Below are 14,601 nucleotides of genomic sequence, written 5' to 3' on the forward strand. Positions count from 1 at the left end.
TCTTTTAACGGACTTGGCTTTTGACGAAATCCTTGACGATTCCCACGATGCCGCGCGACAGCAGGCTGTCGAAAGCATCGACGAAACGGTCGACATGCTCGCGCTGGCAGATCAGCGGTGGCTCGAGACGGATGACGTTGCGGTTGTATTCGGTGAAGGCGACGAGCACGTCATAGTCGCGCAACAACAGCGCGCCGACGAAGCCCGACAGCGAGCCCTTCAGCTTGTCGTCGAGGACGCTGACGATCGGACGTAGCACCATCGGCAAGGTCTGCGAGAAGTCGTGGAACTCGAGCCCGATCATAAAGCCTTTGCCGCGCACGTCCTTGATGATCTTAGGGTACTTCTCCTTCAGCGCCTGCAGGCGCTGCAGCAGATAGTCGCCGGCAGTGGCGGCGTTGTCGATCAGCCCCTCATCATAGAGCACGTTGATGCCCTCGATCGCGGTGACGCAGGCCTCGCCCATGCCGCCAAAGGTGGCCATGGCATGGATCATCGCCGTCTTCGGCGTGCCATAGGCCTTCATATAGACCTCGCGCCGGGCGATCATCGCGCCGACCGCCGCCTTGCCGGCGCCGAGCGATTTCGCCAGCGCCGTCACATCGGGCACGACGCCATAATGCTCGAAGGCATAGAAGCGTCCCGAACGGCCATAGCCGCACTGCACTTCGTCCGCCACCCACAGCACGCCATACTGGTCGCAGAGCACGCGCAATTTCTGCCAGTATTTGGCCGGCGCCTGGATGATGCCGCCGCCGCCCTGGATTGTCTCAAGCACGATGACGCCGACCTCCGGGTCGGAGCGGAACAGCCGCTCGACCGCTTCGATATCGGCGAACGGAATGCGAACGGTGTTCTCAGCCATCTTGAAGTCCGCGCGGTAGAGCTGGCCATCGGTAATGCCGAGCACGCCCTTGGTCTTGCCGTGGAAGGAATTCTCGGCATAGACGATTTTTGGCCTCTTCGGCCCGGCGGCGCGCTCGGCGAGCTTCACCGCCGCTTCCATCGCTTCCGAACCCGACGAGCCCAGAAACACCATGTCGAGATCGCCGGGCGAGCATTTGGCGATGTTGTGCGCCAGCGCCGATGCATATTGCGACATGAAGGCGATGGCGATTTCCTGGCGCTTCTCCTCCTGGAATTTGCGCCGGGCCTCCAGGATGCGCGGATGGTTGTGGCCGAAGGCCAGCGAACCGAAGCCGCCGAAGAAGTCGAGAATCTTGCGGCCGTTCTGGTCGATGTAGAACATGCCTTCGGCACGCTCGATCTTGATCTTGTGGAAGCCGAGCAGCTTCATGAAATGCAGCTGGCCCGGATTGAGATGCGCCTTGAACAAGTCGGTCATGCGCGCAACATCCATCGCCTTCGCCTGCTCGACGCTGATCAGGTCGGGCTTGGCGATGGCGGTAGGCGACAACGCCGGCGCGCCGACCATGGTGCGCGCGTTCGTCTGCTCAGGCTTGGCCATGACGGTCATTTCGGAGTTCTCCTGGTCGTCCCACGGCGGGGACATGATTTGCGGTGACGGCAAGCCCGTCTTTCTTGGCGCGGTATTCGCTGTAGGCGGCGATCAGCATGTCCTCGTCGCGATATTGCGGCACCCAGCCGAGCTGGCGCTCGGCCTTGGATACGTCGAGCACGCACTCCTCATCGGCGATCAGATATTGTTCGGGATCCATGATCGGCATGTTCATGAGATCGAGCAGGTCGAGGGTGCGCTTGACCGCCCAGCCCGGCGTCGGGATCAGCAGCGATTTCGAGCCGGCATGCTTGATCAGGTCGCCCAGCAATTTCTTCACCGGCGGCGGATTGAGGGAGCCCAGATTATAGGCCTGGTTGGGCACGCCTGCCTTCCAGGCCGCGCGGGCAGCTTCCGCGCAATCGAACACCGAGATGAACTGATAGGGGTTCTTGCCCGAGCCGATCATCGGCACAGGAAAATTCCAGTCGATCAGTTTGAACAGCTTTTCCAGGATCCCGAGCCGGCCGGGACCGATGATCAGCCGCGGTCGAAAAAGCGAGATCGACATGCCGCGCTTGCGCCATTGCGCGGCGAGCTCCTCGGTCTTCTGCTTCGACCAGCCATATTCGCCGAGCGGCGCGACCGGGTGCTCCTCGGTCATCGGCTGGGTGACCGTGTGGCCGTAGATCATGTCCGTGGTGTAGTGGACGAGCTTGGACGCGCCGGCCTTGTCCATCGCCTGCATGATGTGTTCGGTGCCGTGGAGATTCACCGGAAAGAAGAAGTCGTGACGCTTGGCCCGCACCTGGATCGGCGACAGCATTTTGGCCGACAGGTTGTAGACCATGTCGTCGGCCTTCAATCCGATGTTGGCCACCGAGGCCGTATCCGTGACATCGCAGGTGACGAAGCGAACGTTGCGATAGTGCGCCAGGTCGCTCTTGACGATGTCGGCAACGACAACCTCTTCGCCATCGGCCACAAGCTTCGGGGCAAGATGACGGCCGACGAAGCCGTCGCCGCCGAAAATAACATGTCTCATCGAACGATCTCGCTGGTCTTGTTGGGGATGATGGAAGCGGTTTGGTCGTCATGCCCGCGCCCGCCCAAGTCTCGACCGCTTTGCGCGATCAGCACGGTGCCGACGCAGATGAAGGCGATGCCGGCAATGCGCCAGGCATTGAGGTCCTCGCGGAAGATGAAATAGGCGAAGATCGCAACCGCGACATAGGCAAGGCTGAGGAACGGATACGCAAAGCTGAGCTCGACCTTGGACAGCACATAGAGATGCGAAGCCATCGAGATGACGAAGGTGCACAGGCCGAGAAACACCCATGGGCTGAAAACGACCTGCAACAGCCTCAACAGCGGATTGGTGCCTTCGAACGAAATCGGCCCGAGTGACATCATGCCTTGCTTCAGCATCAGCTGCGCGGCGGCATTGGTCATGACCGTGAACAGAATGAAGACGATGTATTTCATATTTTGCACCCGCCACTCGCAACGGTCGTATTACGAACCTGCAAACATTTCATGAAGTCACGACAATGCTTTGAGTAAACCACGGAAATTACGATCTATTCACCATGACTTATTCGGATTGTACCTATTCAGCTGCCTCGACACGCCCTGGCCGGACGTTGAGCTTTTTCGCCGTCCGCAGCCAGAAACTGGACACGAACGCCGGGTCGCGCAGCGCTTCAAGCCGCTGCCAATTCGGGAAGGAGGCCGCGAAAGTATCAGCGCCCATGCGCGCATCCTTGTACGGGTTGACCGCGCCGCCGGCCGCGACCGTGATGCCGTCGAGTTCGCTGAGCAGGGCCAGCGTCCTGTCGCCGCGATTGGGGAAATCCAGCGTCAACGTGAAGCCTGGCCGCGGAAAAGACAGCAGCCCCGGCGAGCGGATCGAGCCGAAGCGCTTCAACACGGTGAGGAAAGAGCCCTGCCCGGCCCGTCGCGCCGCCTCGAGCAGCGCCGGCACGGTCTGGCGCGCGACATTTTCCGGCACCAAGCTCTGGTGCTGGTAGAGACCTTTCGGGCCATACAGCCGATTCCAGTCGCCGACACCATCAAGCGGAAAGAAAAAGCCCTGGTAGCCGGTTTGGCTCGGCCCCGGCGAGCGCCCCTTCTTCCACCGATAGGCGGCGTTGAAGGCGGTGAGGAACGGCCGGTTGAGCACATTGAACGGCGGCTGGAACGGCACTGAAAAACGGGAGCCGGCGCGAGACGCCGCATGCGAGCCATACTCGGCATGATTGCCTGTCAACAACAGGCCGCGCCCGCGGCCATGGCCGCCGGCAAGCTGGTCGATCCAGGCGACGGCATATTCATTGGCCTGGTCGGCGGCCTCGGCCAGTTCGAAGAATTCGCCGAGATCGGCAAACCGCGTTACCTTCTCGGCGATATCGAGCGAATGCACCCGCATCAGCCGGATCGAGGCCGACAGGATCAGGCCGGTCAGCCCCATGCCGCCGATCGTCGCCGCAAACAGCCTTGCATTGTCGGTTGCCGAGCAGGTGTAGGTCCGCCCGTCCGAGCGCAGCAGCGTGAACGACTCGACATGGCAGCCAAAGGTGCCGCGCCGGTGATGGTTCTTGCCATGGACGTCATTGGCGATCGCGCCGCCAAGGGTGACGAACTGGGTGCCTGGGACGACAGTCGGAAAGAAACCGTAAGGTGCAGTGTGCGCAATGATATCGGAGAGGAACACGCCGGCCTCCGCCTCGAGCAGGCCGGTCTCGGCATTGAAGGCGCCGATGCGGTTCAGCGGCCGCATGTCCACGACCGCACCTGGCCCGTTCTGGCAGGAATCACCGTAGGAGCGGCCATTGCCATAGGCGAGCAGAGCGTTCTTTGTCGCCTTGCCGCTTCGCATCAGCGCGATGGCATCGTCGGCCGCGATGGCTCGCTTTGCGGCCGGCGTGGCGAGGCCAAAACTCCGGTACCGTTCGCCGGCCATGCCCTACCAGCCTCCCGCGACCAGAAGGGCGGCGCCGATCACCACGACGATCTGGCTTCGCCAGTCGCGAATGATGAAGATGACCGGATCATCATTCATCTCGTTGCGGCGCGCCAGGATCCAGACCCGCATGGTCAAATACAGCACGATCGGCGCCAGCGGCCAGACCAGCCTGGGATGCGGATAGAGTTCGCGCACGGAGACGCTGTCCATGTAGAGCGCCAGCACCAGCGCCGAGGAGAAGGCCGACGCCATGCCCGCCTGGGCGACGATCTCCTGATCTTCGATGCGGTAGCCGCGACCGCTAATGCGCTCGCCCACCGGAATGGCTGTGGTGCGCAGTTCGACATAGCGCTTCACCAGCGCCAGCGACAGGAAGAAGAAAATCGAGAAGGCGAGCAGCCAGAACGAGACTTCGACCCCGGTCGCCGCAGCACCTGCCAGCACACGCACTGTGTAGAGCCCCGCCAGCGTCAGTACGTCGGCCAGGAGCATGCGCTTGAACGACAGCGAATAGGCTGTGGTCACCACCAGATAGCCGGCGAGCACGCCCAGGAACTCGATCGGCAACAGAAGCCCGGCGGCGATGCCGATCGTCAGCAGAGCGGCCATCGCGCCGAGACCGAACGGTATCGACAGCGCGCCGCTGGCGAAAGGCCGGTTGCGTTTGGTCGGGTGCTTGCGGTCAAGCGCAAGGTCGAAGAAATCGTTGAGGATGTAGATGGCGGAAGCCACGGCGCTGAAGGAGACGAACGCCAGCAGGCATTGCCAGATCATGTTGATGTTGAAGTATTCATGCGACAGCACCATCGGCACCGCTATCAGCGAATTCTTCAGCCACTGATGCACCCGCAGCATCTTGACGAATGTCTTCAATGTCCTTTTCGGCGCCGGCATCCTTTCGGCGCTATGCGCGGCCTGCCAGCGCCTCGCATGGCGGTCGGGCGCCACGACGATGGCGTTGCGTGCGGCTCCGAAAACCTTGAGGTCGAGCCGGCTGTTGCCGGCATAGTCGAAACCGCCGTCGCCATAGGCGGCGATGAGCGCGTCGCGCTTGCGGCCCGAGGTCATGTTGTGGGGACCGTCGGTCGCCAGCACATAGTCGAAGACGCCCAGATGCGCGGCGATCGCCTCGGCGAACTTGCGTGGCGTACCGGTCGCCAGCACGATCTTGCGTCCGTCGCTATGGTCGGCGCGCAGCCGCTGCAGCAGCGCTTCGCGATAGGGCAGCGAGGCCGGATCGATGTCGATGCGGTCTGCGATCGCTTGTTTCAGCCGCGCCGGGCCGGCGGCCAGCCAGAACGGAACCAGGAAAACATAGAGCGGATTCTTCTTGAGCAGGATGAACAGGCCTTCCCAAAGAAGATCGGTCGCAATCAGCGTGCCGTCGAGGTCGACCGCAAGCGGGATTGCGTTCTTGTCCGACCGCGCATCCATGTCCGTTCTGCCCTATTCATAACCGGTTGCGCCGTGTTTCGGCGTCTTCGCACCGGTATAGCGGCGGAACGGCGTATTGAACGTTAAAACGCACGGTTGCAGCCGGTAGGCGCCACGATATTTCCCGCGTCATTGTTAAGCAATCGCTACCGCGAACAATAAAAGGCCGGGCATTGCCCGGCCTCTACTACATCTGCCTGCCGACTTTACTTGATGCGGGCAACGCCACCCGAGATTTCGACCGTTTCCGAGCCGGTCAGGGCCTCGAGGTCACCATTGGGCAAGGTGACAAAACAGCCGTTCGGGCAGAATTCCACGGTTTCGCCAGCGGCCAGCGCCAACTCCGTCTTGCCGCCGCCTTCCGTCACGATCAGCGTACGGGTCTCAGCATCCTTGTTGACCGCGCTGGCGGCAAAGGCCGAGCCACTCGCTGCGGTAAGAGCGATGGCGACGACGAGCGACTTCCACATTTTGCAATATCGGTGTTTCCACACCGCCTCTGTTGCATTTCGCAAGGCATTCTCGCCTTTGCATGTGAGCTTATATGAGATGCAAGCTGAACCGCAACTGAATGCCGCATTCATGCCGCAATCGGTTTGGGAGGAGCTTGGGGCCTAGCTGGGATCGGGTTTGCGGGCCTTGCGACCAGTTTTGGCCAGCCGCTTCGCCTCGGTGGCGGCTCTGGCCTCCGCCTGCTCCTTCTCGGCGAACTCGACTTCGATCTTGTCGTCGTCGATCGGCCATGCGTCGGTCTGCTTGACCTTGACCTCGGCGCGCGGCGTCGAGGGGATTTCTATGTGCTCGGCGTCAAAAGCATCGAGAACGGCAAAGCGGATATCGTTCTGAACGATGGCGCCGTTCAGCACATCGGCCAGGAACACGCGGATCTCGAACTCGAGTGCTGCCGGCCCGAAATTGGTGAACAGCACGAAGGGTTCCGGGTTCTTCAGCACCAGCGCATGGCCGCGCGCAATCTCAAGCAGGACCGCGTGTACCCGCTTGACGTCGCTGCCATAGGCGACCCCGACCTTGATCTCCACACGTCCGAGCTTGTTGCGGTGCGTCCAGTTGCCGACGGCGTTGTTGATGAGGTTCGAATTGGGCAGGATCACCGATTGCCGCTGGAAGGTCTCGATTTCGGTGGCGCGCACGCTGATCTTCTTGACCGTGCCTGATGTGTCGCCGGCGACGATCCAGTCGCCGACCTTGAACGGCCGCTCGGCGAGAAGGATCAGGCCCGACACGAAGTTGGACACGACATTCTGCAGGCCAAAGCCGATACCCAGCGAGAGTGCGCCGGCAACGAGCGCCAAATTGGAAAGATCGATGCCCGCCGCCGAGATGCCGACCAGGCCGGCGAGCGCGACGCCGGCATAGCCGACCGCCAGCCGGATCGAGTTGCGCACGCCGGTATCGACCTTGCCGCGAGCCATAACCGAGCCGTCGAGCCAGCCCTGGAACCAGCGGGTCAGGAAATAGCCGATGATGAAGACGACGATGCCGGTGAGGATGCCGGTGACCGAAATCGTCACCGAACCGACGGTGACGCCTGTCGCCAATTTATAGCCCCAGGCCTGGATATCGCCGGGCTGGAAGCCCCACATCAACAGGATCAGCGGCAGGAACACCAGCACGATCATCAGGTTGATGGCGACGCTGACGACGAGGCCGAGTTGGTCGAGCGCGGTGTCCTCATAGCTGGAATTGGTCTTCAGCCAGCGCCCGATGGACGTGCCGGCGAAACCACCCTCCTCGCCGATCTCGCGCGCCGACAGGAAGCCGATATAGGCGGTGAGCAGGATGGTGCCAGTGACCACGACCTGCAACGAGACGAAGATGGCAAGACCGATATAGCCGAACAGCGCCGCCGCAATCGTGAACAGGCCGAGCGCGACACAGGTGTAGCGCAGCCAGGCCGGCCAGCGGCGCCAGCGCCCAGCGACGTCCTTGTAAGGCTTCAGCAGCGCCATCAGGATCAGGATGACCCCGACGATCACGGTGGCGACAAAACTCCTGGCCACCGTCAGCGACAGAGGCGAGCCCATCTTGTCGTTGACGATCGACAGGAAATTGTTGATGCCGATGACGACTGCCATGGCCGTCGTCAGCCGCACCAGCCAACGCGCCGGGCCGGTCTCGACCTGGATCAGACGCCAGTTCGGCATGCTGGGCGACAGAGCCGCATTGGTCAGGCGGTTGACACAGAACACTATGGCGATGACGGCTGCCAGAGCGTTGAGGAACACGCCTATGTCGCCGCGCAGCACATTGTAGTAGTTGTACAGGAACACCGTCGAGGCGAGGAAGGCGCTGACCGCCAGCGTCGGCAGCAAGGTCGACCAGAACGCCACCGACAGGCGACTGAGATACGTCGGATCTTCAACCGACGCGTCGGGCTCGAAGATGCGCCCAAACAGGCGGCGCCCACCGACCAGAAGCACCACGGCCAACGCAAGCGCCATGAGGGTCGCCGCGAGCATCGCCTGGAACTTGAACTTGAAGGCAAAGCTCAGCCACGACGACACCGCCCTGTAAAAATTGGCGTATTCGTCCCTTGCGTCGGAAAACACCTGCGGGCTCAGTGCATCGGACAGCACATAGCGCTTGGTTAGGCCGCTGCGAAACAGCTCGCTGCGCATATTACCGATCTTCTCGATCAGCGAATTGATGCGAATCGACAGGTTCTGCGCCCCGGCGATGACGGCGTTGATCTCCGCCTTTTCCGACGCCAGCGCCTGGCGCTCGCCGGTCACGATGTCCGGTTCAGGGGGCTGTCCGGCAGCCGGCGGGGCGCCAAGCTGCTCGAGCCTCGAATTGATCTCTCCCAGCCGCGAACGAAACGCCAGCGCGCTGTTCAGCGCACCGCGCGACAGCTCTTCCAGCTGCAGGCGGATCTCGACGAGGGTAGCGTCGTCGACGCCGTCCTCCTGGACTTTCTTCTCCAGAGCGTCGGTTTTCGTCGTCAAACCCTGCAGGATTTTCTGCTGGTCGGCGACCAGCCCGGCAGGCGCCTGGCCCAGCCCCTGCGCCATCGCGCCGAACGAATGCGGCGCCAAGGCAACGAGCGCGAGGACCAGGATCAGGCGAAAGAAGCGAAAAAACATAATGGTGGCGACTCGAAGCGCGGCAAAGGCCGCTTCTAAAGCGGACCTTGATAGAGACGCTCATCCCATGGGGCAAGTCGTGGCGAAGTCATGGCAGGTGTCGCCTTGCGGGAGTCGGCCAGTCGAAAAGCCATGGCGCAATCTTGGCTTTGCGCCCGCCGCCTGCTCTATAGTCTGCCGCATCGCACCCGAGCCGGATGGTTTCAGGTCTGTCCGACCTGAAACAATCCGGCTCTAGAAATCAAAGATATAGAGCATGATGTCGTCCGAAAACCGCTTCACACCTTTCGGCATCATGCTCTAGGGATGACATGAAGAATGGCGGAATATTCAGCCCTTTCGCTTCTCACGAACGCGCTCAAGGGAAACAAGGACTGGAAGCCGGCCTGGCGCAAGCCCGAGCCCAAGGCCTCCTATGATGTCATCATCATCGGTGGCGGCGGTCATGGCCTGTCGACGGCCTACTATCTGGCCAAGGAGCACGGCATCACCAATGTCGCGGTGCTGGAAAAGGGCTGGCTGGGTTCCGGCAATGTCGGCCGCAACACCACGGCGGTGCGCTCCAACTACCTTTTGCCGTCCAACACCCGCTTCTACGAACATTCGATGAAGATGTGGGAGAACCTGTCGCACGACCTCAACTACAACGTCATGTTCTCGCAGCGCGGCTGCCTGAACCTGGCTCACACGCCGGCCCAGTTCGACGACTTGGCCAGGCGCGGCAACGCCATGCGCCATCTCGGCGTCGATGCCGAGCTGATGAGCACCGCCGAGATCGCGCGCCTGGTCCCGGCGCTGGACATGTCGGCCTCCGCGCGCTTTCCCATCGTCGGCGGCCTGATGCAGCCACGCGCCGGCACCGCCCGGCACGATGCGGTTGCCTGGGGCTATGCGCGCGGCGCCGACCGACGCGGCGTCGACATCGTCGAGAATTGCGAGGTCACCGGCTTCCTGCGCGACGGCGACCGCATCACCGGCGTACAGACGACGCGCGGAGAGATCCGCGGCAAGAAAGTTGCCGTGGCCGTTGCCGGCAGCACCGGACGGGTGATGCAGCTTGCCGGCATCGACAGGATGCCGATCGAGAGCCATGTGCTGCAGGCCTTCGTCACCGAATCGCTGAAACCTTTCGTCGACACGGTGCTGACCTTCGGCATGGGTCATTTCTACATGTCGCAGTCCGACAAGGGCGGCCTCGTCTACGGCGGTGACATCGACGGCTACAACAGCTACGCTCAGCGCGGCAACCTGCCCATCGTCGATGAGGTGATGAGCGAGATGCTGGCGCTGTTTCCCGGCCTTGCGCGTGTACGCATGCTGCGCTCATGGGGCGGCGTCTGCGACATGTCGATGGACGGTTCGCCGATCATCACCACCGGCCCGCTGCCGGGCATGTATCTCAATTGCGGCTGGTGCTATGGCGGCTTCAAGGCGACGCCGGCCTCGGGCTGGTGCTTCGCATACACCATCGCCAAGGACGAACCGCACGCGTTCAACGCGCCGTTCACGCTCGACCGTTTTTATCGCGGCCTAGTGATTGACGACAAGGGCCAGGGCGCAACGCCCCGGCTGCATTAGGGTTCAAACAAATGCTTATCACTTGTCCCTATTGCGGCCCGCGCGACGTCATCGAGTTCACCTATCAGGGCGACGGCAACCGCGAGCGCCCGCAGCCCAACTCGCAGGACCTCGACGCCTGGAACGCCTATGTCTACGATCGGCTGAACCCGGCCGGCGACCACAATGAGATCTGGCAGCATTCGGGCGGCTGCCGCACCCATCTGAGGATGGTGCGCAACACGGTCACGCATGAGATTTCCAGCACCGGTTTCGCCCGCGGCGACCACAATGCCGCCGCCCGGCACAAAGCCGGAGGCAAGTCGTGAGCCCGCGCCGCACCGAGACCGGCGGCCGCGTCGACCGGCTGCGCACCATCCGCTTCACCTTCGACGGCACGCCCTACACCGGCCATGCCGGCGACACGCTGGCCTCGGCGCTGCTTGCTAACGGCGTCACGCTTTTCGGCCGCTCATTCAAATACCACCGCCCGCGCGGCCTGCTCTCGGCCGGCGTCGAGGAACCGAACGCGCTGGTGACGGTGCTGCGCGGCGAAGTGCGCGAGCCCAACATCGCCGCAACCATGGTCGAGATCTATGACGGGCTGGTCGCCGTCAGCCAGAACCGCTTTCCCTCGCTCGCCTGGGACATCAACGCCGTCAACCAGCTCGGCGGCAAGATCCTGGCCGCCGGCTTCTACTACAAGACCTTCATGGGCCCTGTCTTCGGCCCCTTGAAAGGCACCCGCTTCTGGATGTTCTGCGAGCATTTCATCCGCCGCGCCGCCGGCCTGGGCCGCGCCGGTATTGCCGCCGACACCTCGCGCTACGAGCGCATGAACGCGTTTTGCGACGTGCTGGTGGTCGGCTCCGGCCCGGCCGGCCTGTCAGCCGCCAAGGCCGCTGCCGACCAGGGCGCGCGCGTCATCCTGGCCGAACTCGAGCCGCGTTTCGGCGGCTCGGCCAACTGGTCCGGCGAGGCCATCGACGGCGCGCCGGCCGCCGACTGGGCGGCGCGCGCCGTCAGCCAGCTTGAGGGCCATGACACGGTCCGCCTGCTGCCGCGCACCACAGTGTGGGGCTATTATGACGGCAACACGCTGGCCGCACTCGAGCGCGTCACCGACCACAAGGAAACGCCCGGCAAGGGCGAGCCGCGCCATCGCTACTGGGCGATCCGCGCCAAGACGGTGGTGCTGGCCGCCGGCTCTTTCGAGCGGCCGCTTGTGTTCCCCGGCAATGACCGGCCGGGCGTCATGCTGGCGCATGCCGCCGAGCGCTATGCTAACGATTATGGCGTGCTGCCCGGCGACAGGATCGCGCTGTTCACCAACAATGACAGCGCCTATCGCTCGGCGCTGGCGCTGAGGAAGGCCGGGGCGGCTATTGTCGCCATCGTCGATGTGCGCCCCGAGCTTTCGGCTGAAATGCGCAGCCTCGCCACCGAGGCCGAAGCCGAAATCCTCTCCGGCCATGCCGTGGTCGCCACCGAAGGCGGCAAGGCGCTCTCCGGCCTCAAGGTGCAGCGCTTCGACATGACCTCGGGCGCGCTCAGCGGTGACGCCCGCAGCATCCACGCCGATAGCCTGCTGATGTCGGGCGGCTGGTCGCCGACCATCCACCTCGCCAGCCAGGCTGGCGCGAGAGCCGAGTGGAATCCTGCCCGCCAGGCCTTCCTGCCGCCGAAACCGACTCGGCAATGGATTGGCGCCGGCGCTTTCAACGGCAGCTTTTCGACCGTCGAAGCCATCACTGAGGGCCGTGCAGCCGGCCTGTCCGCCGCGGGCGGAGCGGCTGCGCCGGCAGCCTTGCCGGATGTCGAAGCAGCCCCGGGAAACCCAGATCCGGCGCCGGTGTTCGAGATCAAAGCCAAGGGAAAAAGCTTCGTCGACTTCCAGCATGACGTGACTGCCGAAGACGTGCGGCTGGCGCATCGCGAAGGTTTTCTCTCCGTCGAGCATCTGAAGCGCTACACCACGCTCGGCATGGCGACCGACCAGGGCAAGAACTCCAACGTCCCGGGGCTCGCCATCATGGCCGAGGCGCTGGGCAAACCGATCCCCGAAGTCGGCACGACGCGCTTCCGCCCACCCTATTCCGCGGTGTCGATCGGCTCGCTCGCCGCCGAGCGTTTCGGCGATTTGAAGCCCGAGCGGCTGACGCCGATGCATGATTGGCACCTCGCCAATGGTGCGACCCTATATTCGGCCGGCCTTTGGTTCCGACCGATGATCTACGGCCTTGCCGGCGAGACGGTCGAGCAGGCTTATGTCCGTGAAGCCAGGGCGACGCGCGAAAGCGCCGGCATCGTCGACGTCTCGACGCTGGGCAAGATCGCCGTTCAGGGGCCGGATGCGGGCGAATTCCTCGACCGCGTCTACACCAACATGTTTTCCACCCTCCCCGTCGGCAAGGCCCGCTACGGCCTGATGCTGCGCGAGGACGGGCTGGCCTTCGACGACGGCACCACATGGCGGCTTGGCGAACAGGATTTCCTGATGACGACCACCACGGCCAACGCCGGCAAGGTGATGCAGCATCTGGAATATTTCCTCGACGTCATCTGGCCGGAACTCAAAGTGCATGTCACCTCGGTAACCGACGAATGGGCGGGCGCGGCCATCGGCGGGCCGAAGGCGCGGGCCATCCTCGCCGCCTGTGTCACCGGCACCGCCGTCGACAACACAGCCCTGCCCTTCATGGGCATCGTGCGCGGCGAGATATCAGGCGTGCCGGTGATGATTTGCCGGCTGTCCTTCTCCGGAGAAATGGCCTTCGAGGTCTATTGCGGCGCCGGCTACGGCACCCATGTCTGGGAAGCCCTTATCGAAGCCGGCAAGCCGTTCGCCCTGGTCACCTACGGGCTGGAGGCGTTGGGCACGATGCGCATCGAAAAGGGCCATGTCACCGGCGCGGAGATCGACGGGCGCACCACGGCGCGCGACCTGCATCTCGACTGGATGCTGTCGAAGAAGAAGCCGTTCATCGGCTCGGCGATGATGGACCGCGAAGGCCTGATCGCGCCCGAGCGGCTGCAACTGGTCGGCCTGGTCTCGCTCGACAACCGGCCGTTCAATGGCGGCGCCCACCTCGTCGAGCAACTGGACGAAGCCAATCCGCACGATTCCATCGGCCACATCACCGCCTGCTGCTATTCGCCGGCGCTGGGCAAGCACATCGCGCTGGCCCTGGTCGAAGGCGGCAAGGCGCGCCATGGTACCCGGGCATTCGTCTCCGATCCGCTGCGCAAGCGGTTCGGGCCCGTCGAGATCGTCTCCAACCATTTCTACGACCCGGACGGGAGCCGCATGCATGGCTGAGCGCCAATCACCCGAACGCCAATCACCCGAGCGCCTCTCGCCGCTCGAGCCGGTGTTCCATCCGGGTTCGCACGGCAATTTCGAGCATGGCGTCGATGTCATCCTGACCGAGACCAGGCCGGGCTCGATCCTGCAGCTGGCCGCATGGCCGGGCGCGGAAAAGCAGCTGATCGAAGCGATCCGGAAGGTCACCGGCGTCGATTTGCCCGATGGCGCGGGCGGCGGTCTCGCCAAGGACGGCAAGGCCGTGTTCGGTTTCGCGCCTGGAAAATTCACCGTCGTCGACGATGCCGAGGGCCTGGCGGCGAGTTTTGCCGGGGACGTAACCCCGGTAATCGGCACGATCACCGACCTGTCGCATGGCCGCACCGCTATCCGCATCGCCGGCCCTAAGGCCGAATGGGTGCTGGCGAAATTCTTCGCCATCGACTTTGCGCTGCCCGCCTTCCCGATCGGCGCCGGCCGTTCGACCACCCATCACGACGTCTTTGCGCAGATCCAGCGCACCGGCGCCGACCAGTTCGACATCTATGTCTTCCGCTCCTTCGCCCGCTCGTTCTGGAAGGCGCTCTGCCATGCCAGCGAGGAAGTCGGCTACGAGGTGCAGTAGCCGTCCCGCCTTCCGCCACTGGCATCAAGGCCAGCCGGCTCTGCCGCTAGAGAATCCCGCGCTAGACGCCCATGATGGATAAACGTGGCCGCCCAACGGTCCAAAGGGGGTCTGAAAACCCCTTCTTTAGAGTCGGCATCCTCGTTTGGTTCG

11 protein-coding genes are annotated in these 14,601 nt (G+C 63.4%); 4 read left to right on the plus strand and 7 right to left on the minus strand.

The genetic code is table 11. From position 1 onward, the window contains the following. Nucleotides 1-4: 4 nt before the first annotated feature. The 7 genes from NLY36_RS03820 to NLY36_RS03850 all read right to left on the minus strand — a co-directional run bounded on the left by NLY36_RS03820 (nt 5) and on the right by NLY36_RS03850 (nt 8,962). Nucleotides 5-1,435 carry an aspartate aminotransferase family protein gene (locus tag NLY36_RS03820; protein ID WP_245260261.1) on the minus strand — a complete coding sequence of 477 codons (1,431 nt, stop codon included), beginning with the start codon at nt 1,433-1,435 and terminating at the stop codon, nt 5-7. 19 nt (nt 1,436-1,454) lie between these two features. Further along, the gene (locus tag NLY36_RS03825) at nt 1,455-2,504 is read right to left on the minus strand and encodes an NAD-dependent epimerase/dehydratase family protein (RefSeq protein ID WP_023735886.1); all 1,050 of its coding nucleotides are present in this window, start codon (nt 2,502-2,504) and stop codon (nt 1,455-1,457) included. Beyond that, a complete protein-coding gene (locus NLY36_RS03830) occupies nt 2,501-2,944 on the minus strand; it encodes an EamA family transporter (RefSeq protein ID WP_023700340.1) in 444 nt (147 codons plus the stop codon). Before NLY36_RS03830 ends, NLY36_RS03825 begins: the two co-directional genes overlap by 4 nt. A gap of 124 nt (nt 2,945-3,068) precedes the next feature. After that, a complete protein-coding gene (locus tag NLY36_RS03835; protein WP_023706098.1) occupies nt 3,069-4,421 on the minus strand; it encodes an FAD-binding oxidoreductase in 1,353 nt (450 codons plus the stop codon). 3 nt (nt 4,422-4,424) lie between these two features. Then, complete coding sequence (locus tag NLY36_RS03840) at nt 4,425-5,858, minus strand: UbiA family prenyltransferase (RefSeq protein ID WP_023735887.1); 1,434 nt, start codon at nt 5,856-5,858, stop codon at nt 4,425-4,427. 206 nt (nt 5,859-6,064) lie between these two features. After that, nucleotides 6,065-6,328 carry a hypothetical protein gene (locus tag NLY36_RS03845; protein WP_023670370.1) on the minus strand — a complete coding sequence of 88 codons (264 nt, stop codon included), beginning with the start codon at nt 6,326-6,328 and terminating at the stop codon, nt 6,065-6,067. A gap of 144 nt (nt 6,329-6,472) precedes the next feature. Then, nucleotides 6,473-8,962 (minus strand): mechanosensitive ion channel family protein, encoded by a 2,490-nt coding sequence (locus tag NLY36_RS03850; RefSeq protein WP_023735888.1) that lies wholly within the window; start codon nt 8,960-8,962, stop codon nt 6,473-6,475. A 318-nt stretch (nt 8,963-9,280) separates the two neighbouring features. Here NLY36_RS03850 and NLY36_RS03855 point away from each other — a divergent pair, with 318 nt between their 5' ends. Genes NLY36_RS03855 through NLY36_RS03870 form a run of 4 tightly spaced genes read left to right on the plus strand, consistent with a single transcriptional unit; the run spans nt 9,281 to nt 14,448 of the window. Continuing rightward, nucleotides 9,281-10,540: a sarcosine oxidase subunit beta family protein gene (locus NLY36_RS03855; protein WP_023735889.1), complete on the plus strand. Its 1,260-nt coding sequence runs from the start codon at nt 9,281-9,283 to the stop codon at nt 10,538-10,540. 11 nt (nt 10,541-10,551) lie between these two features. Then, nucleotides 10,552-10,848, plus strand: a complete 297-nt coding sequence (locus NLY36_RS03860) for a sarcosine oxidase subunit delta (RefSeq protein WP_023670367.1) — start codon at nt 10,552-10,554, stop codon at nt 10,846-10,848. Continuing rightward, on the plus strand, nt 10,845-13,838 hold the full coding sequence (locus NLY36_RS03865) for a sarcosine oxidase subunit alpha (RefSeq protein WP_023735890.1): 2,994 nt from the start codon (nt 10,845-10,847) through the stop codon (nt 13,836-13,838). The genes NLY36_RS03860 and NLY36_RS03865 overlap by 4 nt, the downstream gene beginning before the upstream one ends. Further along, on the plus strand, nt 13,831-14,448 hold the full coding sequence (locus NLY36_RS03870) for a sarcosine oxidase subunit gamma (RefSeq protein ID WP_023698303.1): 618 nt from the start codon (nt 13,831-13,833) through the stop codon (nt 14,446-14,448). The genes NLY36_RS03865 and NLY36_RS03870 overlap by 8 nt, the downstream gene beginning before the upstream one ends. The last annotated feature ends 153 nt before the right edge of the window (nt 14,449-14,601 follow it).

It is taken from the genome of Mesorhizobium sp. C399B (assembly GCF_030323185.1).
GTDB lineage: Bacteria > Pseudomonadota > Alphaproteobacteria > Rhizobiales > Rhizobiaceae > Mesorhizobium.